The organism is Pseudomonas sp. A1230, from assembly GCF_044218825.1.
Lineage (GTDB): Bacteria > Pseudomonadota > Gammaproteobacteria > Pseudomonadales > Pseudomonadaceae > Aquipseudomonas > Aquipseudomonas iridis.
Map to the genome: position 1 here is coordinate 3057221 of NZ_CP162582.1, position 22682 is coordinate 3079902.

10 protein-coding genes are annotated in these 22682 nt (G+C 61.4%); 4 read left to right on the forward strand and 6 right to left on the reverse strand.

Annotated features, from left to right (window positions below):
• Positions 1 to 13 precede the first annotated feature (13 nt).
• From AB4P97_RS14395 to AB4P97_RS14410, 4 genes are all read right to left on the reverse strand, one after another.
• Positions 14 to 1426 carry an aspartate aminotransferase family protein gene (locus AB4P97_RS14395; RefSeq protein WP_395602907.1) on the reverse strand — a complete coding sequence of 471 codons (1413 nt, stop codon included), beginning with the start codon at positions 1424 to 1426 and terminating at the stop codon, positions 14 to 16.
• A gap of 143 nt (positions 1427 to 1569) precedes the next feature.
• On the reverse strand, positions 1570 to 2055 hold the full coding sequence (locus AB4P97_RS14400) for a GNAT family N-acetyltransferase (protein WP_042560208.1): 486 nt from the start codon (positions 2053 to 2055) through the stop codon (positions 1570 to 1572).
• A gap of 100 nt (positions 2056 to 2155) precedes the next feature.
• On the reverse strand, positions 2156 to 3478 hold the full coding sequence (locus tag AB4P97_RS14405) for an ATP-binding protein (protein ID WP_150596170.1): 1323 nt from the start codon (positions 3476 to 3478) through the stop codon (positions 2156 to 2158).
• The gene (locus AB4P97_RS14410) at positions 3478 to 4158 is read right to left on the reverse strand and encodes a response regulator (RefSeq protein ID WP_042560210.1); all 681 of its coding nucleotides are present in this window, start codon (positions 4156 to 4158) and stop codon (positions 3478 to 3480) included. Before AB4P97_RS14410 ends, AB4P97_RS14405 begins: the two co-directional genes overlap by 1 nt.
• Positions 4159 to 4431: 273 nt before the next feature.
• Between AB4P97_RS14410 and AB4P97_RS14415 the strand changes: the two genes are divergently transcribed.
• The 4 genes from AB4P97_RS14415 to dsbG all read left to right on the forward strand — a co-directional run bounded on the left by AB4P97_RS14415 (position 4432) and on the right by dsbG (position 8577).
• On the forward strand, positions 4432 to 5121 hold the full coding sequence (locus AB4P97_RS14415; protein ID WP_115147552.1) for a hypothetical protein: 690 nt from the start codon (positions 4432 to 4434) through the stop codon (positions 5119 to 5121).
• Positions 5122 to 5216: 95 nt separating this feature from the next.
• Entirely contained in the window at positions 5217 to 6950 is a 1734-nt protein-coding gene (gene dsbD / locus AB4P97_RS14420; protein ID WP_042560211.1) for a protein-disulfide reductase DsbD, read from the forward strand.
• On the forward strand, positions 6950 to 7831 hold the full coding sequence (locus tag AB4P97_RS14425) for a TlpA disulfide reductase family protein (RefSeq protein WP_042560212.1): 882 nt from the start codon (positions 6950 to 6952) through the stop codon (positions 7829 to 7831). The genes dsbD and AB4P97_RS14425 overlap by 1 nt, the downstream gene beginning before the upstream one ends.
• Positions 7807 to 8577 carry a thiol:disulfide interchange protein DsbG gene (dsbG, locus tag AB4P97_RS14430; RefSeq protein ID WP_047302297.1) on the forward strand — a complete coding sequence of 257 codons (771 nt, stop codon included), beginning with the start codon at positions 7807 to 7809 and terminating at the stop codon, positions 8575 to 8577. Before AB4P97_RS14425 ends, dsbG begins: the two co-directional genes overlap by 25 nt.
• Positions 8578 to 8646: 69 nt before the next feature.
• Here the strand turns inward: dsbG and AB4P97_RS14435 are convergent, their stop codons facing one another.
• Both AB4P97_RS14435 and AB4P97_RS14440 read right to left on the reverse strand, forming a co-directional pair.
• Complete coding sequence (locus AB4P97_RS14435) at positions 8647 to 9468, reverse strand: alpha/beta fold hydrolase (RefSeq protein WP_395601247.1); 822 nt, start codon at positions 9466 to 9468, stop codon at positions 8647 to 8649.
• Positions 9469 to 9626: 158 nt separating this feature from the next.
• Positions 9627 to 22625 (reverse strand): non-ribosomal peptide synthetase, encoded by a 12999-nt coding sequence (locus AB4P97_RS14440; RefSeq protein ID WP_395601248.1) that lies wholly within the window; start codon positions 22623 to 22625, stop codon positions 9627 to 9629.
• Positions 22626 to 22682 lie beyond the last annotated feature (57 nt).

Consider the following 22682-nt stretch of genomic DNA (forward strand, 5'->3'; position numbering starts at 1 on the left):
CGCGCTGAAAAATTTACACAGCGACAGTAGCGGCAGCCAATGCACGACCGAAGATCTCGGCAACGCGGTCGATTTCGACAGCGGTGATCACCAGTGGTGGCAGGAAACGCACGACGGCGCCATGCCGACCGCCCAGTTCCAGAATCAAGCCGCGCTTGAGGCATTCGCGCTGCACCAATGGCGCCAGACGCGCAAACGCCGGCGGATGGCCGAGCGCATCCGGGGTGCCCGTCGGGTCCACCAGCTCGACGCCCAACATCAGGCCACGACCACGGATATCGCCCATCTGCGGGAAATCACGCTGCAGGATGTGCAGGTGCTCGCTAAGGCGCTCGCCCATGGCGGCCGCGTGTTCGCACACCTTGTGTTCAAGCAGATAACGCATCACCGCAGAACCGGCAGCCATCGCCATCTGATTGCCACGGAACGTGCCAGCGTGTGCGCCCGGTTGCCAGGTGTCGAGCCAGTCGCGGTAGACCACGACCGCCAGCGGCAGGCTGCCGCCGATAGCTTTGGACAGCACGACCACGTCCGGGGTGATACCGGCATGTTCGAAGGCGAACATCTTGCCGGTGCGGGCAAATCCGCTCTGAATCTCGTCGACAATCAGTGCTACGCCAGCCTTCTCGGTGATCCGACGCAAGCCGCGCAGCCATTCGATGTCGGCCGGAATCACTCCGCCCTCACCCTGCACCGCTTCGACGATCACGGCCGCTGGCAATTGCACGCCGGCCTCGGGATCGTTGAGCAAATTATCCAGATAGCTCAGATTGGCCTTCACCCCGTCAGCGCCGCCGATGCCGAACGGGCAGCGGTAGTCATACGGAAACGGCATGAACTGCACGCCGTTGCTGAGTAACGCACCCAGCGGCTTTTTCGGCCCCAGGTTACCCATCAGGCTCAAAGCGCCCTGGCTCATGCCGTGATAACCACCGGAGAACGACAACACGGTGCTGCGACCGGTGGCCGTGCGTACCAGTTTCAATGCCGCTTCCACTGCGTCAGTGCCGGTCGGGCCGCAGAACTGGATTTTCGCTTGCGACGCCAGTTGTGCCGGCAGCAAGCCAAACAGATCCTGGACAAACTGGTCCTTGACCGGGGTGGTCAGGTCCAGCGTGTGCAGCGGCAGTTCATCGGCCAGCACCTGCTGGATCGCTGCGATCACCACCGGATGGTTATGCCCCAGTGCCAGCGTGCCGGCACCGGCCAGACAGTCGATGAACGTACGCCCTTCAACATCTTCGACATAAAGGCCCTTGGCGCGTTTGAGTGCCAGGGGAATGCGTCGCGGATAGCTGCGGGCATTGGACTCCTGCTGTGCCTGACGAACCAGCAATGGCGATTCGTTGAACTCATACAACGTTTCCGCTGGCGCCGAGGTGACCCGGGCCGATGACTCTCTGATAAGGCTGGTGGCAACTGACATCTGTCGACCCCTCGATTCGCTATGGATAGTGACCAAAACAGCACACCGGACAGGTGCGCGTTCCAGTCACGGGGCGCACTTGCAGGTTTTCCTGTTTTGGAAACGCTTAAGCGAGGCAAGGATTTAGCCCCTGGAGCGACTGTTCATCCGGACATTGCCAGCGGCTTGGCCATAGGCAGGATCTGCAAGCCGTTATGCGCGAGGGAAGGTGCAGATTCGCGGTAACCCAAATGGCGATAGAACGCTTCGCCGGTGCGCGTGCTGTTGAGATGGACGGTGCGCACACCGCGAACCCGCAGCCAGCCTTCCAGATCGTTCATCAGCGCCCTCCCGACGCCACGGCGAAATGATTCCGGTTGTACGTGGCAAAGCACAACGTCGCCATCCAGGCGGGCCATGCCGATACCGACCGGTTTGTCCGCCAGCATGGCAATACTCAGATAGAAGTGCGGATTCGCGAGCCAGGCACTGATGAAATCGGCAGACTGCTGCCGGGTCCAGTCACTGACGATCAACGGGTCGTTGCGGTGATCGAGCGCACAACCAAAACGGATCGAGCGTTCGATGATACGGCTGATGATTCCGACGTCGGCCAGAATGGCCGGACGAATGCAGACAGGTGCTTGCATGGCGCTGTTCCCTCAATCCATTGAGTCAAGGCTGGCGCCGACCTTAACGTCAGCGCCGCCGATTAACCAATGCAGAGAAGTTACATTTGATGTGCAGACGTCAGAGGGACTGCAACGGCATCGTCAGCTCAACGCGCAAACCATCCGGGCGGCTGTCGAAATGCAGGGCGCAGTCGCAACGCTGGACGATCGCCTGGACAATCGCCAGGCCGAGGCCGCAACCGGTGCTCTGACCGTTGCGCCAGAAGCGCTGGGTCAGGTGCTGCAAATCATCCGGCGCAATGCCCGGGCCATGGTCGCGTACGACAAAACGCACGCGGTTGCCGATGGTTTCCAGACGCAGCTCGACCGCACAATCTTCGGAGGTATGGCGCAGGGCGTTGTCGAGCAGATTGCGCAACGCGGCGATCGACAGCACCGCAGGCATTTGCAACGGTGCAGACGAGAGTTCGGCGGGCAGGTGCAGTTTGATCCGCAGACGCTCACCACCCGTAGCGTCGGCAATCGCCAACCTGGCCACTTGCTCGGCGCTGTACTGCGTGCCGTCGTCGAAGGAAAGACTGCCCTCGACCCGTGCCAGCAACAGCAGTTGCTCAAGCGTGCGGTGCAAACGGTCGGCGCCCTCCTCGGCCCGCGCCAGCGATTGATCGCGGGCGCTGCCCTCGGTCATGCGCGCCACTTGCAGGTGCGTCTTGATCGCCGTCAGCGGGCTGCGCAGTTCATGCGCGGCGTCACCGGTCAACCGACGTTCGCGCTCGATGGTCTTGCCGATGCGCTGGAACAGCTGATTCTGGGTATCGAGCAGCGGCTTCAATTCGCTGGGAAACGATTGCAATTGCAGTGGTTCGAGCGAGTCGGCATTACGTCGCATCAAGGCTTCGCGCAGGCGATTGAGCGGTGCCAGGCCTTGCCCGATTCCCAGCCACAACAGGCACAGACAGCCGAGTAACGCCACGCCTACCGGCACCGACGCCGCCAGCAGGATCGACATGTTCAGGGCTTCGCGTTCAATCTGCCGATCCGCCGTGGTAATCCGTACATCGCCCCGGGCGAGGGTGAAGCTGCGCCACGGTGCGCCGTCGATCATCTGATCGTGGAAGCCCATTTTCTCGGCCTCCAGCGCTTGTTCGGGATTGTTATGACTGCGCGCGAGAATTTCCCCGCGCAACGAGCTGACCTGACAGGCCATGCCGCCGGGAATGTTCAGTTGCTCGGCACTGAAATGCGTGCCCTCGCCTTTGCTCGGCAATGTTGGCAATTGCTCCAGCAACCCGGCAACCATGCGCGCCGAAGCCACCAGACGCTGGTCGAGGGAAAACATCATCTGGTTGCGCAGATCGCTGAGCATCCAGGCCGCTGCCAGCGCCCAGATCAGCGCGAACGCGGCGCCAAGGGTCAGGCTCAAGCGCAGGCGCAGGCTCATCACTTGCCTTGATCTCCACCATCGGCCGGCCCCAGGCGATAGCCCAGACCGCGCACGGTTTCGACGATACCTTTACCGAGTTTGCTGCGCAGGTGATGGATATGGACGTTCAGCGCGTTGCTTTCCAGCTCATCGTTGAAGCCGTAGACGCTGTCCTTCAACTGCTCGGTGGACAGAACCCGCCCGCGATTGTGCAGCAGTGCCTGCAACAGCGATTGCTCGCGCCGCGACAGGTCCACCGATTGCCCGGCCAGCCGGGTTTCGCGGCTGCTCGGGTCGTAGGTCAGCGCACCGTGCTCGATCAGGTTGACGCTGCGCCCGGCCACCCGCCGCAGCAAGGTCTGCAGACGCGCAAACAACTCACGCAAATCGAATGGCTTGAGCAAGTAGTCATCAGCACCGGCCTGCAAGCCGTCTACGCGATCGGTGACCGAGTCGCGCGCCGTCAGGATCAGCACCGGAATTTCCAGGCCGTGCTGGCGTAACTGCTGCAACAATTTCAGGCCATCTTCGTCGGGCAAACCGAGATCAAGCACCATCACATCAAACTCGGCAACCTTGAGCATCGCCCGGGCCTTGGACGCCGTATTGACATGCTCGACGGTCAAGCCTTGAGCCGTGAGGCCGGCAACGATGCCGCTGGCGATCAGCTCATCGTCTTCGCAAACCAATACGTGCATGGGAGCTCCCTGAGCAAAAACGCGAGTGAAGCAGGTGAGGATTAAGCGGCAATTATGGCTGTCACCTGGGGTTACGGGAAGCCGAGTCAAGAACAGGTCGTGCCTGCACGGCTGCATCGACTGTTTGAAACAGGTAAACAGCGCGCGACTCCCGCCCCTGCAAACAGCCCATGAAATAAATCCCGACATATAGCCGCTACATTTTAATAACTACCCGAGATAGCCTGAGCAGGCACTAAAAACTACGGCTTCTTTAAAAGGACTTTAATAAACATGCCTGCATTGAATAACTTTGTCGCGGTCGACTGGCGCTCTGGCGCAGATCGCATTTACTTTTTTTTCAAGGATACCGACACCTACTCCCGGTTCAACATCGGCGGCGATGTTCCGAACGGCTATCCCGCCTCTACCGACGGCAGATGGGACACTTTCACGCCTTACATCCAGAACCTGCGCTTCGGCTTCACCACGACGTCTTTGGGTTACAACACGCGCAGCGACGAAGATATCGCCTGGCTGTTCTTTTACTACGGCGATACCCCGGCCGTGTGCAAATACGACCAGGATACAGACAAGGTTTCAGGCATCTACGCGTTAGCCGACACACTCTGGAAACCGATACTTCCCTACTTTGACAAAATCATTGCCGGCACCTGGACAGAGGTTTCCGGCCACCCTTTCCTGTTCAAATTCATTCTGAACGACGGTCATTACCTGAGCTTCAACTACAAGGCAAAAACACTCACCCGCAATGCCTTTGGTCAGAACCGCCTGGGCGCCCTGGCACCTTACAAGGACCGGATCATCACGGCGGCCCAAAACGATCGAACTTTCGCCGACAGCTATTGGTATATTTTCCTCACCCATAACCAGTATCTTGTTTACAACATACAGGCCGACAAGCTCGCATCCGGCCCGCACACCATCAACGAAAGCAACTGGCCAGGGTTGTTACGCAACTGACCGGGCCGGCAGCGGCATCACAGGGCGCGGTTAATCATCGGTTAATCGCTACCGCCCATTGTGCCCCCACTTGCACAGGGACAAGGCTCCTCTCCATGCGTCATATTTTTCTACTGTTTGCGCTTCTGATCTCAGGCCTGGCCCAGGCGGGAAACAATCCTTTCGAGACAAAACCGGATTTTCTGCCGGTCGATAAAGCGTTCGTTCTCACCTCCGAGCGCCTGGAATCCGGTGAAACCCAGCTGTTCTGGCAAATCACCGACGGCTACTACCTGTATCAGAAACGCCTGAAGTTCGACGGTTTGAGTGCTGCACAACAGCCGACGCTGCCAGAGGGCGAATCCCACAGCGACGAGTTCTTCGGAGAACAACCGGTTTATCGCCAAGGGCTGGAGGTAAAGATCCCGGCGACGGCGACCGGTCAAATCAAGGTCAGCTATCAGGGCTGCGCCGATGCGGGTCTGTGTTACCCGCCGCAAACCCGGGTAATTGATCTGGGCGGCAAAGCGGTCACGCCGGCCAGTGCGCAAGCACCGGATGAAGCCCTGGCCAACAGCCTTCAGCAACGAGCACTGGGCTGGAGCCTGCTGGTATTTTTCGGCCTCGGCCTGCTGCTCGCCTTCACCCCTTGCACATTGCCGATGTTGCCGATTCTGGCGGGGATGATTGTCGGCAGCGGCGCGACGCCACGCCGGGGTTTCGCGCTGGCCGGCAGTTATGTGATCTGCATGGCGCTGGTGTATGCGGCGATGGGTGTGATCGCTGCGCTGCTCGGGGCGAACCTGCAAGCCTGGTTGCAAAACCCGTGGTTGCTGGGTGCGTTTGCCGCAGTGTTTGTGGTGCTGGCATTGCCGATGTTCGGCTTCTTTGAACTGCAATTGCCGGTGGCCTTGCGTGACCGACTGGAACACGCCTCGCGCAGTCGCAGCGGCGGCAGCCTGGTTGGCGCCGGCGTGCTCGGCGCACTGTCCGGTCTGCTGGTCGGCCCGTGCATGACCGCGCCACTCGCCGGTGCGTTGCTGTACATCGCGCAAAGCGGCAACGCCCTGCACGGCGGGCTGATTCTGTTCTCGCTGGGGATCGGCATCGGTGTGCCGCTGATGCTACTGGTGACCGTAGGTAATCGCTTCCTGCCCAAACCCGGCGACTGGATGAACCTGCTCAAGGGCGTGTTTGGTTTCCTGTTCCTCGCCACGGCGTTGCTGATGTTGCGCCCGGTGCTGGACCCGTCGTTATGGCTCGGTCTGTGCGGCGCCTTGTTGTTGATCGCCGCCTACTGCGCGTGGAAGCAGTCCGAAGGCTTCGGCCGTGTCGCTCAGTTGTTCGGCGCCACTGCATTGTTGCTTGGGTTATGGGGCAGTTTGCTGATGATCGGTGCAGCCGGCGGCAGTGACGATCCGTATCAACCGCTGCAGGTTTACAGTGGCGACCGTGTCGCCAGTGCTGCGCCGAATGGTCATGATGCGTTCACTACCATCAAGGAACCGGCAGCACTGCAGCGCGAACTGGATGCCGCCAAGGCCCAGGGCCAGTGGGTGCTGCTTGATTACTACGCCGACTGGTGCGTTTCCTGCAAAGTCATGGAAAAGCAGGTGTTCGGCAAGGACAAGGTGATGCAGGCGTTGAGCGACGTACGCCTGCTGCGCCTGGATGTGACCGCCGACAATGCCGCCAGCCGCGAATTACTCGGCCGCTATAAAGTGCCGGGGCCACCGACTTTTGTCTGGATCGGCGCCGACGGCGAAGAGCGCCGCAGCCAGCGCATCACCGGTGAAGTCGATGCCGATACGTTCCTGCAACGCTGGACCATCACCCGAGACGCCAACTAATGCTGACTTTCACCCTCGGCACCTTTGCCATCGCGCTTAACCATTTGCTGCTGATCAGTGCATTGGCACTGGCGACCTTCGTCGGTTGGCGAGTGGCCAAACGCGGTGGCGATAATCCCGAGTCGGCGTTGTTCAGTCTGTTCCTGATTGGCATGCTCGCGGCCCGCATCGCATTTGTCGCGATGTACTGGAGCCACTACCGCGATGATCTGTGGCAGATCGTCGACCTGCGCGATGGCGGTTTTCTCGCCTGGCCGGGAGTCATCGTGTTGCTGCTCGTCGCACTGTATCGCGGCTGGCGTCGCCCGGGGCTGCGTCGGCCACTGGGTTTTGGCGTGGCCAGTGGTTTGCTGTTCTGGGTGATGGCGACACTGTCGTTGAACATCTACGAACAAGGCACGCGGCTGCCAGACATCTCCTTGCGTAACGCCGCCGGGGAAACCATCCAGCTCAGCGACTATAAAGGTGGGCCGCTGGTGATCAACCTGTGGGCCACCTGGTGTCCACCGTGCCGACGCGAGATGCCGGTACTGGAAAACGCCCAGCAGCAACGCCCTGACCTGACGTTCCTGTTCGTCAATCAGGCCGAAAGCATGCAAAGCGTTGCGACGTTTCTCGAAACCCAGGGCCTGAGCCTGACCAACGTGTTGTTCGACCGCAGCGGTCGTTTGGGTCAGGCCGTGGGTTCCATGGCATTGCCGACTACCCTGTTCTATAGCCCCGATGGTCGCCTGTTGGCCAGTCACCTGGGCGAGTTGTCGAACGCCAGTCTGGCTCGCGCAATGGAAAACTTCGACACACCCAATTCAAACCCGAACCCGGCCTCCGCACCGGCCACTTCGTCAAGGAAACTGCCATGCCCCGCCTCCGCCACCTGCTGACGCTGACTCTGGGCACTGCCCTGTTGCAACTGCCGTCGGTTCAGGCCGCTGAAGAATTGCCTGCCGCGATCAAGCAGATCGAAGCCAAAGGCGCGAAAATCGTCGGCCAGTTCGATGCTCCCGACGGTTTGCGCGGTTACGCGGCGCAATACCAGAACCGCGGCATGGCGTTGTACCTGACCCCGGACGGTAAGCACGTTCTGCTGGGCAACCTGTACGACGCCGACGGCAAAGACCTGAGCAGCGAACCGTTGCAGAAACTGGTGTACGCGCCAATGGCCAAGGAAGTCTGGGCCAAGTTCGAGGCGAGCAACTGGATTCAGGACGGCAACAAGGATGCGCCGCGCACGGTGTACCTGTTCAGCGATCCGAACTGCCCGTATTGCAACGTGTTCTGGGAACAGGCCCGCCCGTGGGTCAAGTCCGGCAAAGTGCAATTGCGCCACATCATGGTCGGGATCATCCGCGAAGACAGCCCGGGAAAATCCGCCGCGTTGCTCGCCGCCAAAGACCCGGCCAAAGCGCTGGAAGATCACGAAAAGGCCGGCAAGAGCAGTTCGCTCAAGGCCTTGAAAGACATCCCGGTAGCCGTGCAAACAAAATTGGCGGCGAACATGCAGTTGATGGACGACCTTGAATTGCAGGCCACTCCGGCGATTTTCTACATGGATGACAAGGGTGAGCTGCAACAGCAACAAGGCGCGCCGACGCCGGACAAGTTGGCGAAGATTCTCGGACCTAAATAAGCAAGATCAAAGATCGCAGCGTGCCGCACATCCTTATAGGAGCTGCGGCACGCTGCGATCTTTTTCTCATCAGCGCCGCAAATCGCGCTCAGCCAAAAACTTCAGCAACGCGTCATTCACAAACTGCGGATTCTCCAGATTGGAGATATGCCCCGCCTCCGGCACCAACACGCACGGACAACCGATCAGCTCGGCCATTTCCTGCGCTTCCGTCGGCGGCCGTGGCTTGTCCTGATCACCGCACAGCACCAGGGTGGTCACGGCGTTCAGTTCGCCCAGACGTGGCAAAAAATCATCGCGACCGAAGGTGATGCGGCCCATGGGTACGACGCTTTCGCGCAGACGTTCGGATGAATACCCCGCGAGTTTGGCGCGGAAGTCCTGATACAGCGCCGATTGTGGATCGATACCCGGGCGGAAGAAAATCGGTACGACGATGTCGAGCAAAGCGTCGGAAATTTTGCCGCTTTCCTCAATCTGCTTGAACAGCGAGAAGTAGTACTGACGGGTTGGCTCGGGTTCGACGCCGACGTAAGTGTCCATCAGCACCAGACCGTTAAGCCGATGCGGTGCCGACAGCGCAAGACGTACACCCCACATGCCGCCGACCGACAGGCCGACCAAGGTGATCTGGTCGATATCCAGATGATCGAGCAACGCCTGCGCCTGACGCGCGATGTCATCCAGCGATGTGGTGTTTTCCGGCAATCGCCCGGACTCGCCGTGGCCCCAGAGGTCCAGCGCAATCACCCGATAGTGCGGCGCCAGCGCGGCGATCTGCGGCGCCCACATGGCCTGATCCCACAGATAGCTGCCCGCCAGTAACACAGCCGGGCCTGTGCCTTGATCAATGTAGTGAAGTGCCTGTCCATCAACCGTGAAAAAAGGCATCGACTAACCCCTCGTTTGCAAAAAAAGAACCGGCAGACTGAGCTGGCACTGCTCGACAGTCAAATGTCTGAAAGCAAAAAGATCGCAGCCTGCGGCAGCTCCTACAGGGAAACGCATATTTCTCTGTAGGAGCTGCCGCAGGCTGCGATCTTTTGCTGTTAAAGACCCTCCAGCTCCGCCATCAGATCATTCAACCGATCCACCTTCTCCTCTGTGATTTCACTGGCCGCCAGCCCGTCGATGTACTCGGCCAGTTCCTCTACCGTGCTGCATTCGAACATCGCCCGCAGCGGCACGTCGCGTTGCAAGGCTTTCTGTACGCGCGAGGCGATCTGCGTGGCGAGCAACGAGTGACCGCCGAGTTCGAAGAAGTTGTCGCGCACGCCAACCTGCTCGACCTTCAGCACCTCGGCCCAGATATCTGCCAGGGTTTGCTCCAGCTCGTTGCGAGGCGCCAGGTAATCCTGGCTCTGCAACTGACCGATTTCCAGTGCCGGCAAGGCCTTGCGATCAAGCTTGCCGTTGGCGTTGAGCGGCAGTTGCGCGAGCCACAGCCAGTGCAGCGGCACCATGTATTCCGGCAGTTCACTGCGCAGGCGTTGTTTGATGCGCTCCAGGCGTTCGCTCGGGTTTAGCGCAGAATCCGCAGCCACGAGATAGCCGACCAGATGCTTGCCGTTGATGCCTTCCTGCACACCGACCGCCGCATCGCGGACTTCCGGTTGTTCGTGCAGACGCGCTTCGATTTCACCCAATTCGATCCGGTAACCGCGAATCTTCACCTGATGGTCGACCCGACCGACGTATTCCAGCACGCCATCGCTACGGCGTCGCGCCAGGTCACCGGTGCGATACAAGCGTTCGCCCGGCGCGCCGAACGGGTTTGGCACAAACACCGGCGCGGTGCGCAGCGGATCGCTGACATAGCCGCGACCGACACCCGTGCCTGCCACGCACAATTCGCCCACTGCGCCCACCGGCACCAACTCCAGCGCGCCATCCAGCAGGTACAACACGTTGTTATCGGTCGGTGTACCGATCGGCAAATAACTGCCGCGTGTCGACGCCATGTCCACACGATAGAACGCCACGTCATCCGAGCATTCCGCCGGGCCGTAAGCATTGACCAGACCAATGTCCGGGTAACGCAGCAGCCACTGGTGCGCCAGTTCCGGCGGCATTGCTTCACCGGTCGGCAGCATCCAGCGCAGACCGTCGAGGCTCAGACGATCCGAGGCGAGCATGCCCTGAATCAGCGACGGCACACTCTCCAGCACGGTAATGCCCTGGGCCTGCACATGCACCAGCAAACCTTGCGGATCGTGAGCAATGGTATTCGGCACGATGTCGACCCGCGCGCCGAACAGCGGCGCGGCGAGGAACTGCCAGACCGAAATATCGAAGCTCTGCGAAGCGGTTTGCGCGATGACATCAGTCGCCGTCAGATTCAGGTACGGCACCTTGCTCAACTGGTTATTGAGCATGCCGCGCTGCTCGACCATCACGCCTTTCGGCAGGCCGGTGGAGCCCGAGGTGTAGATCACATAAGCGAGGTTGTCCGGACCACTGTGAATGCCGGGGTTTTGCACCGATGTCGCCAGCGCTTGCACCTCTTCCCACACCAGCAAGCGTGGACGATTGGCACAGCTGAACTCGTCAAGCAAAGTCTGCGCCTGTTCACGGCACGCCTCGCTGCACACCAGCACCGGCGTGCGGCTCAGCTCAATGATCCGTTGCAGGCGCTGACTCGGCAGCCCCGGATCCAGCGGCAGGTAACCCGCGCCAGCCTTGAAGCTGCCGATGATCATGCCGAGCAGATCGAGATTACGCTCGGCCAGCAACGCCACCGGTTGATCCATTTGCACCCCGGCTGCGACCAAAGCATGGCCGAGACGGTTGGCATTGCGGTTCAGCTGCGCATAGTTCAATTGCTGATCGAGGCAACTGGCAGCAATGCGCTCCGGATGCGCCGCAACCTGTGCTTCGAACAGCGAAACGTAGCTCTGCTCCAACGGATAGTCGTGGGCGCTCTGGTTGCACCCGTGGAGCAGAAAGTCCTGCTCCTCACTGCCCAGTATCGGCAGATCGGCCATGTCGCCATGGAAACCGTCGACCAGCGCCAGCAGCAGACGCTTGAACTCGCCGAGCATGCGTTCGACCGTCGACTCGTCGAAGTAACGCTGGTCATACGACAGGTGCAGCCCAAGGTCATCGCCCGGGTAGCACACCGCCGTCAGCGGGAAGTTGGTGTGGGTCCGGCCCGAATCCGAGGTCGCGTTGAGGCTCTGCGCGCGGTCCAGTACCGAGACTTCTACCGGCGCGTTTTCGAACACAAACAGGCTGTCGAACAGCGGCTGACCTTTCGGCAATTCGCTCTGTTCCTGAATGCTCACCAGCGGCAGGTATTCGTACTCGCGCAGTTGCATGTTGCTGTCGAGCAACCCGCTCAGCCATTGCCGCACACTGGTGCGCTGATTGTCCGCCGGCATCTGCACTCGCAGCGCGATACTGTTGATGAACAGGCCAACGGTGCGTTGCATCTGCGGCATGTCCACCGGACGCCCGGCAACGGTCACACCGAACAGCACGTCGCGATCACCACTCATGCGCCGCAGCACCAACGCCCACGCCGCTTGGGCGAAGGTGTTGATCGTCAATTGATGAGCCTGAGCCAGTTCACGCAGTCGAACGCCATCCGCAACATCGAGGCGGGTGTAGCGGTCACCGACGACCATGCCGCCGCTTTCGCCGGCATGTTCACGCAGGAATGGTCGGTCGCTCGGGATCGGCGTGGTGCGCTCAAACCCTTGCAAGTTTTGCTGCCACCACTGGCGCGCCTCCGCCAGGCTCTGACGTTGCAGCCAGCCGATGTAATCGCGATAACGCGGCGGCACGCTCAGTTGAGCTTCGCGACCTTCGCCAAGCGCGGTGTAAATCTCGAAGAAATCGTTCATCAGCAGCGAACGGCACCAGGCATCGATGAGGATGTGGTGGTTGCTCATCATGAACCAGTAGCGCGCCGCGCCGACCTTGATCAGACGCAGGTGGAACGGTGCCTGGCTGAGCAGATCGAACCCGGCCTCGCGCTCGCTTTTGAGCAGCGCTTGCAGCTTGGGTTCCTGCTCGGCGTCGCTGATGGCGCTCCAATCCAGATACTCGATTGGCGTGCGCCCCGGCGTGTGAATCACTTGCAGCATATCTTCGCCAACGTTCCAGCAGAACGAGGCACGCAGCGCTTCGTGACGACCGACCACGGCTTGCCACGCTTGAGCGAAACGCTCGGGGTCGAGTTCGCTGTTGATGCGATAGCGATCCTGCATGTAGTACAGACCGGTGCCAGGTTCGAGCAGCGTGTGCAGCAACATGCCTTCCTGCATCGGCGTCAGCGGATAGACGTCTTCGATGTGCGCGGCCGGCACTGGCAACGCATCGAGTTGCGCCTGGGTCAGTTTCGCCAGCGGGAAGTCCGACGGCGTCAGGCCTCCGGCCTCATCTTGCAGGCAATGCTCGATCAGGCTTTGCAATTCGCCCAGGTAGGCGTCGGCCAGATCAGTGATGGTCTGCGCTTCGTAACGCTCGGCGCTGAAGGTCCAGCGCAGCAGCAACTCACCGCCGTAGACCTGACTGTCGACGCTCAACTCGTTCGGCAACGGCGCCTGCGGATCGTGGGCCGCGCCGACCGGCTCGTCCAACGGACGGAACAGCGCTTCGCTGCCGAAACTCTGGTCGAACTGGCCGAGGTAGTTAAAGGTGATCGGCGCATTCGGCAGCGCGGCCATGCTGCGTTGGCTGAGGTCATCAGCCAGATAACGCAGCACGCCATAACCCAGTCCTTTGTGCGGCACGGCGCGCAGTTGCTCCTTGATCGCCTTGATCGACGCGCCCTGCCCGGCGGCCTCTTCGATGTTGTGCGGGGTCAGGCGCAATGGATAGGCGCTGGTGAACCAGCCGACGGTACGGGTCAGGTCGATCTCGTCGAACAGGGTTTCGCGGCCGTGGCCTTCGAGTTGAATCAGCGCCGACGGTTGGCCGCTCCAGCGGCACAGCACACGGGCCAATGCGGTCAGCAGCAGGTCGTTGACCTGCGTGCGATAAGCACTCGGCGCCTGTTGCAACAATTGTTGGGTGCGCTCGGCATCGAGACGCACGCTGACGGTTTGCGCGTGGCGATTCTGCTGGCGGCCCTGCGGATTTTCACACGGCAGATCGGCGCTCGGGCCGGCCAGTTGGGTCTGCCACCAGTTCAGTTCTTCGCGCAGTGATTCGCTACCGGCGTAAGCCTGCAGCCGTGCCGTCCAGTCCTTGAAGGCACTGGTTTTCGCCGGCAGTTTCAACGACTGCCCGGTGTCGAGCTGGCGATATACGGTTTGCAGATCGTCGAGCAAAACGCGCCACGACACGCCGTCGACCACCAAGTGATGAATCGCAATGAACAGGCGTTGCTGACCGTGCGGGCCATCGACCAACAGGGCACGCAGCAGCGGACCATGTTCCAGATCAAGACTGCGTTGAGCATCGGCGAACAGCGCCTCGCACGTGTCCATCGACGCCACGCGTACGGGTGACAAAACAACGGCATCCGCGACCGGTTGATGTGTCGCTTGCCACTGACCGCCCACCTCGGTGAAGCGCAGACGCAGGGCGTCGTGCTGCTCGATCACCGCCCGTAGCGCTTGCTCCAGAAGCTGCGGCGCCAACGCCACAGTGGGTTCCAGCAACAACGCCTGGTTCCAGTGCTGACGCTCAGGAATATCGGTGTCGAAGAACCAGTGCTGAATCGGCGTCAGTCGCGACTCACCAGCCACCAGACCTTGCTCGGCTGTCACCAACTCGGTGCGGCTGGCCACTGCGGCGAGAGTTTGCACGATCTGATGCTGGAACAGGTCACGCGGGCTGAAATGAATGCCCTGCTGACGCGCGCGGCTGACCACTTGAATCGACAGAATCGAATCGCCACCCAGCTCGAAGAAGTTGTCGTTGAGGCCAACCTGTTCGACGTTAAGCACTTCGCACCAGATCTGCGCCAGGGTTTGTTCGAGCTCGTTGCTCGGCGCCACGTAGTCCTGACGATTCAGTTCGGGATCTGGCGCCGGCAGTGCGCGGCGATCCAGTTTGCCGTTGGCGGTCAGCGGCATGTTCGCCAGCAAAATCAGGTGGGTCGGCACCATGTAATCCGGCAGTTGCGCCTTGAGGTGCGCCTTCAGTGCTTCGCGCAGTTGAGCTTGTTCAGCCTCGCTGTGCTCGGCAAGCTCGGTGACAAGGTAGCCAACCAGTTGCTTGCCGCTCGGCGCATCCAGCGCCAACACCACCGCTTCGCGGATCGCATCGTGATCAAGCAAGCGCGCTTCGATTTCGCCGAGTTCGATACGGAACCCACGGATTTTCACCTGATGGTCGATCCGTCCCAGGTACTCGACCAGACCGTCGGCACGCTGGCGCACCAGGTCGCCAGTGCGATACATGCGTCCGCCATCTGCGGCAAACGGGTCAGCGACAAAACGTTCGGCCGTGATACCCGGACGGTCGTGATAAGCCTGCGCCAGACCGGCGCCGCCGACAAACAATTCACCGGTCGCGCCCTGCGGCACCAGGGCCAGATCGGCATCGAGAATGTACGCCACGCGAGCGCCGATCACGCTGCCGATCGGCACACTGCCGGCGCCCTCTTCGAGCACGTCCGGGGCCAGGCTGGCCAGCGGCATGACCACGGTCTCGGTCGGGCCATAGGCGTTGAAAAACAGGCTCGGTTTGAACGCCACACGGATGCGTTGCAGGTGTTCGCCGGTCAGCGCTTCGCCACCGGTGATGATCATCCGCACCGGCAGAATGTCGTTTTGCGTGGCCAGGAACTGCGCCAACTGGCTGCCGTAGCTCGGGGTGAAACCCAGGACGTTGATGCGATGGGTGCGGATCAGCCCGCAGATTTCTTCGGCATCCCACTGACCTTGCGCCCGCAACACAACCTGCGCGCCGCTGAGCAGCGGCACCAGCAAGCGCTCGGTCGCAGCGTCGAAGTTGATCGAATAGAAGTGCAACTCGCAGTCGTCAGGGCGCATGCCGAAACGCTCTATGACGGCTTGGCAATGCATGGCGATTTCGCCGTGGGACACCACCACACCTTTCGGTTTACCGGTCGAGCCCGAGGTGTAAATCAGATAGGCCTGATGCTGCGGCAGGCTGATAAATGGCAGTTCGGTGGACGGGTAATCGGTCAGTGCGGCACTGTCCTCTTCCAGGCACCAACTCGCCACGCTCGACGGTAGCTCGCCGAGCGCGTTGAACATCGCGCGGTCACTGAGCAGCAGACCGATGCGGCTGTCTTCAATCATGTAATGCAGACGATCGAGCGGGTATTCCGGATCGAGCGGCACATAGGCACCGCCGGCCTTGAGGATCGCCAGCAGGCCGATGACCATCTCCAGCGAACGCTCGAGCGCCAGACCAACGCGCACTTGCGGGCCAACCCCACGCTCACGCAGGGCCCAGGCCAGACGATTGGCGCGGGCGTCGAGTTCGGCGTAGCTCAAGGTCTGGCCGGCAAAGGTCAGGGCTGGCGCATTTTTGCGCAGCAGCGCTTGCTCGGCAAACAGGTGATGAATGCACTGATCGAGACGATGCTCGCCCGGCTCGACGCCGAGGCTGTCGAGCAGTCGCTGTTGCTCCGGCGCGTTCAGCAGCGGCAGTTCGCTGAGACGTTGTTGCGGGTCGGCGATCAGCGCTTGCAGCAGGTTGCGCCAATGTCCGGCCATGCGCGCAATGGTCGGCTCATCGAACAGATCGGTGCTGTACGTCAGGCAGCAGCCCAGGCGATGGTCGAGGTCGGTGACCTCCAGGTTGAGATCGAACTTGGTCGCCCGCGCATCGTTGGCCAGGTACTCGACGGTCATGCCGGCGAGCATACGGCTCTGCTGGAATTCCCAGCGCTGCACGTTGCACATCACCTGGAACAGCGGGTTGTAAGCGGCGCTGCGCGGTGGCTGCAAGGCTTCAACCAGATGATCGAACGGCAGATCCTGATGGGACTGCCCTTCGATGACGGTGTGGCGCACCTGCTCGAACAATTCGCCGACCGACATCTGCCCGTCGAGCTGGCAACGCAGCACCTGAGTGTTGAGGAACGCGCCGATCAGCCCTTCGCTTTCCGGGCGGATACGGTTGGCCACCGGCGCGCCGATGCGCAGATCGGTCTGGCCGCTATAGCGGTAAAGCAGCGTGGCGAGTGCGGCGGTCATGGTCATGAACAGGGTCAGGCCGTTTTGCGCATTGAACGCCCGGACCCGCGCAGCGAGGTCATCACTGAGATCGAAACGGAACAGTTCACCCTGATGGCTCTGCACCGGTGGACGCGGACGATCACCCGGCAACTCCAGCAGCGGATGTTCGCGGCCCAGTTGCGCGGTCCAGTAGTCGAGTTGACGCTGACGCTCGCCGGACTCCAGCCAGTTGCGCTGCCAGACGCTGTAGTCGAGGTACTGCACCGGCAAAGGCTCCAGCGGCGAATCGCGATCATCGACGAACGCTTCGTACAACGCGCTGAGTTCACGGGCAAAAATGTCCATTGCCCAGCCTTCGGTGACGATGTGGTGCAAGGTCAGGACGAAGTAATGCTCATGCTCGGCAGTCTTGACCAGACAGGCGCGCAGCAGCGGACCGGTTTCCAGATCAAACGGCAGATGCGCTTCTGCGTCGGCCAGTTGCTGGACTTTTTGCTCACGCAGGTCAGCCGCGAGTTTCGAGAAATCTTTCCAGCCCATCCGCACGCCAGTCTCGGCATGCACCTGCTGACGGGCCACGCCGTCGACACTCGGGAACGTCGTGCGCAGGGTTTCGTGACGCAGGATCAGCGCTTGCAACGCCGCCTCGAAATGTTCGACATGCAACACGCCACGCAGGCGCGCCATGCCGCCGACGTTGTACGCCGGGCTGTCCGGCTCCATCTGCCAGAGGAACCACATACGCTGCTGGGAGTAGGACAACGGCACTGGCTGGCTGCGGTCGACTTTTTCGATCGGCGGCTGTTGGTTGGTGCGACCGCTGACCTGGATCTGGCGAATCTGTTCGGCGAAATCACCGAGCTCACTGTGTTCAAACAAGGCGCGCAACGGCAATTCGACGTCGCAGGCCTGGCGGGAGCGGGAGATGATTTGCGTGGCCAGCAGCGAATGACCGCCGAGGGCAAAGAAATCGTCGCGCAGGCCGATTTGCGCCAGGCCCAGCACTTCGCGCCAGATCGCGGCGATCTGTTGCTCCAGTTCAGTGACCGGTTCGACATGCTCACGCACTTGCCATTGCGGCTCGGGCAAGGCGCGGCGGTCGAGTTTGCCGCTCGGACTCAGCGGCATTGCGTCGAGGCGCATCAGTTGCGCCGGGACCATGTACTCAGGGAGTTCGGTGGCCAGTGCGGTTTTCAGTCGGGCGATTTGCGCGTCCTCGTCTGCGCTGGCATCAGTCGCCGTGAAGTAGCCGATCAGCTGCGCGCCGGCAGCGGTTTCACGCACCAGCACCACGGCTTGGGCGACACCGTCCTGGGCGAGAAGACGTGCTTGGATTTCTTCCGGTTCGACGCGAAAGCCACGCAGTTTGACCTGCTGATCGAGACGGCCGAGGTATTCGATCACGCCATCGTCAGTCCAGCGTGCACGGTCACCGGTGCGGTACAAGCGAGCACCCTGCTCGCCCAACGGATCGACCACAAAACGTTCGGCGGTCAGCGCCGGGCGACCGAGATAACCACGCGCCAGACCGATACCGCTGATGCACAGCTCACCGGGAACGCCCGCAGGTACAGGATTGAGGTCGGCGTCGAGCACGCGACAAATCACGTTGCCCAGCGGTCGGCCAATGGGCGAGCGCTCGCCATCAGCGGCAGTGCAATGCCAGTGGGTGACGTTGATCGCGGTTTCAGTCGGGCCATAGCGGTTGTGCAGTTGCACTGCAGGCAGTTGCGCCAGCACGCGGTTGCGCAACTCGGCTGGCAACGCTTCGCCTCCGGAGAACACCCGGCGCAGGCTGGTGCATTCGGCGCTGAGCGGCTCGTCGATGAACAGCGAAAGCAGCGGCGGCACGAAGTGCAGCGTGGTCACGCCATATTCCTGCACAAGCCGGGCGATGCGATGCGGATCACGGTGCTCACCCGGTGCAGTAATCAGCAGGCGCGCACCCGTGATCAGCGGCCAGAAGCATTCCCACACCGACACGTCAAAACTGATCGGTGCTTTTTGCATCAGCACGTCGGTTTCGTTGAGGCGATAAGTGTTCTGCATCCATTGCAGACGTTCAGCCAGTGCCGCGTGGGTGTTGCCGACGCCTTTCGGTTGACCGGTGGAGCCGGAGGTATAAATCACGTAGGCGAGGTTGTCGCCGTGCAGGTGCAGACCCGGGGCCTGGCTTGGCCAGTTTTCCAGATGCAGGGCATCCATGGCGATGACGCTGACGCCTTCGCGGGCCGGCAAGCGATCGAGCAACTCGGTCTGCGTCAGCAGCAAATCGACGCCGCTGTCGCTGAGCATGTAGGCCAGACGCTCGGCCGGGTAATCCGGATCGAGCGGGACATAAGCGCCGCCCGCCTTGAGGATCGCCAGCAGGCCGATCAGCAGCTGCGGCGAACGCTCGGCCGCGATGGCCACGCAGACATCCGGGCCGACACCTTTGTCGCGCAGGTAGTGCGCCAGTCGATTGGATTGAGCATGTAGCTCGGCGAAATCGAGACTGCCGCCCTCCCACACCAGCGCGGTGCGTTGCGGAGTCAGGCGCAGTTGTTCGTTGAGCAATTCCGGCAGCCATTGCTCAGCCTTGGCGCACGGGGCGCTGCTCCAGTCTTTTTGCTGATCGCTTTCGCTTTCGGTCAACAGTTGCAGATCACCGATGGCGTGGTGCGGACGCTCGCAGACATCGCGCAGAAGATTGCTGAAATGCTCAGCCAGACGCTCGATGGTCGCGGCGTCGAACAGCTCATCGGCATAGTCGAAGGACAAGGTCAGGCGACCGTTGCGGTCTTCTTCACTGTGCAATTGCAGATCGAACTTGGCTTCGCGGCTGTGCCACGGCAACTCTTCGGCGAGCAGACCGGGCAGGCGTTTGAGCGCGCTGAGGTCACGTTGCTGATGGTTGAACATGACCTGGAACAAACCTTGTTCGCGGGCCTGAGGGAAGGCTTCGAGCAGTTGTTCAAACGGCAGGTCCTGATGGGCTTGTGCGCCGAGTGCAGCCTCACGGGTTTGCGCCAGCAACTCAGTGAACGACAGGCGTGATTCAACGTCGGCGCGCAGCACCTGAGTGTTGATGAAGAAGCCGATCAGGCCTTGGGTTTCCAGCCGTGGGCGGTTGGCATTGGGCACGCCAATGCGAATATCGCGTTGACCGCTGTAACGGTGCAGCAAGCTCTGGAACGCCGCGAGCAAGAGCATGAACGGTGTGGCATCGTGCACTTGGGCAGTCTGCCGAATGGCTTCGCTCAGGCTGACGCTCAGACGTACGCTGTGGCGCGCGGCACTGCGAATGCGCTGCGCCGAACGCGGATGATCGGTGGCCAGTTCAAGCGTCGGATGCTCATTGCCCAACTGCGCTTTCCAGTAGGCCAGTTGCCGCTCGCCCTCGCCGTGCGCCAGCCATTGGCGCTGCCAGCTGCCATAGTCGGCGTACTGGGTTGGCAATGGCGCGAGCTCGGTGCGCTGGCCTTGGGAAGCGGCGGCGTACAGGCGCGCGAATTCATCGATCAACACGTTCAGCGACCAGCCGTCAGCGATGATGTGGTGCAACGTCACCAGCAACTGGTGATCTTCGTCATCAAGGCGAATCAGCGTCACCCAGAGTAGCGGGCCTTTTTCCAGATCGAACTGGCTACGCGCTTCGTCCTCGCGGATTTGCTCAGCGCGCGCTTCACGCTCATTGAGCGGCAAGTCGCTGATGTCGATCAGTTGCAGGTTGAATTCAGCCGCAGCATCGACTTGTTGCAGCGCCACGCCGTCGCGTTCGAAGAAGCGCGTGCGCAGGGATTCGTGGCGTTCGATCAGTTGCTGGAAGCTTGCGCGCAGGGCGTCTTCATCGAGTTCACCGCGCAGCCGCAGCGCCCCTGGAATGTTGTAAGCGCTGCTTTTCGGATCGAGTTGCCAGGTGATCCACAAGCGATTTTGCGCCAGCGATTGTGGCATTGGCTCCGTGCGCGACAGGGAAGTGATTTCGCCTTGAACGCTGCCGCCATCCTGTTGGTGCCGGGCCACGGCAGCGGCGAACGCGGACAACGTCGGTGCTTCGAAAAGCACACGGAGGCTCAGCGCCAGACCGAGCTCTTCACGCACTCGGGCGATCACTTGCGTGGCAGCAATCGAGTTGCCGCCGAGCAGGAAAAAGTGATCGTCGGCATGGACCTGTTTGACGTTCAATTGCGCAGCCCAGATCTTGCCGATCAGGGCTTCGAGCTCGGAGGCTTGCAGGGTCGATTCGGCACCTTGCGCGTCATCTGACGGGAACACCGCATAGCTGTCGAGGCTGCCATCGGCCAGACGACTACGGCAAGCCGAACGCTGCAATTTGCCGCTGGAGGTTTTCGGCAATGCGCCCGGATTGAGCAGCACCACCACGCTCGGTGCTTGCTGACAAGCCTCGGCCACCGCTTGGCGGATAGCTTTGATCAGCGCTTCTGGCGGCAGAATTTTCTGCACGCTGCGGCTGATTTCCGCTGCGATCCCGATGCCTTCTTCGCCGTCCTGAGTCACCGCGAACGCCGCGACCCGGCCCTTGCGCACCACTTCCACTTCGCTCTCGACCGTCTTCTCGATGTCCTGCGGATAGAGGTTATGGCCACGCACGATCAACATGTCTTTCAGGCGACCGGTGATGAACAGTTCGCCGTCACGCATGAAACCCAGGTCACCGGTGCGCAGCCAGGTGCGGCCGGCGTGCTGGACGAAAGTCATGGCGCTGGCCTCGAGGTTGCGCCAGTAACCGTGCGCGATGCTCGGGCCGGCCGCCCAGACTTCGCCGACGGCATTGTCGGCGAGTTCTTCAAGACGGGTTGGCTCGACGATCAGCACCGCGTGCTCTGGCTGGCTGATGCCGCAACTCATGATCGCGCTGCCATCGCCCGGCTCTGCAAGGTTTTGCGCCAACGCCTGATCGTCCACGCGCAGCGCAGGAATACCCTTGCCCCGCGGCGTGCCGGCGACGAACAGCGTGGCCTCCGCCAGACCGTACGAAGCCATGAAACTGTCGGCACTGAAACCACACGCCGCGAATTTTTCGGCGAAGCGTTCGTTGGTGTCGAGACGGATCGGCTCGGAGCCGGAATAGGCCACGCGCCAGCGACTGAGGTCGAGACGTTCAAGCGCCGATTCACTGACCCGCTCGCTGCACAAGCGATAGGCGAAATCCGGTCCGCCGCTGATGGTGCCGCCGTATTGGCTGATCGCTTCGAGCCAGCGCAGTGGCCGAGCGAGGAAGTACGCCGGCGACATGAGGATGCACGGCACGCCACTGAAAATCGGCTGCAACAGACCGCCGATCAAACCCATGTCGTGGTATAGCGGCAGCCAGCTGACGATGACGTCATCGGGGTTCACGTCGATGCCGAAACCGTGGCGAATCAGCAGCTCGTTGGCGACCAGATTGCCGTGGCTGACCTGCACGCCTTTGGGCAGCGCGGTCGAGCCGGAGGTGTATTGCAGGAACGCGATGTGATCGGCCGGCAGCGTCGGTTCAACCCAGCGCTCGGCCAAAGCGCTGTCGAGGGTATCGACGCACAACAGCGGCGGTGCGCCTTCGATCTGTTGCAAGGCATCGCGCAAGTCGGCGCTGGTCAGCAGCAGGCGCGGTTCGGCGTCGGCAATGATCGATAGCAGGCGCTCTTGATGATGACGGCGGGCCGATTCCGGTGGATAGGCCGGCACCGCGATCACCCCGGCATACAGGCAACCAAAGAACGCCGCAACGTAATCCGGGCCGCTAGGAAACAGCAGCACCGCACGATCAGCAAACTCGGTCTCGGCCTGCAAAGCAGCGGCAATGGTGCGCGCGCGTTGGTCCAGTTCGCGATAGCTGAGAACCACAGCCTGCTCTTCGTTTTCGGCAAGAAAACGCAAGGCCAGCCGATCCGGCGTCAGGGCCGCGCGGCGCTGGAGGGCTTGGACCAGGGTGCTGGGGAGTTCGAACGCGTCGGTCATGAGGTTTCCTGCCTGAATTCGGCTTGCTAGTGGAATCGGGTTGCTGCGACACGCCCT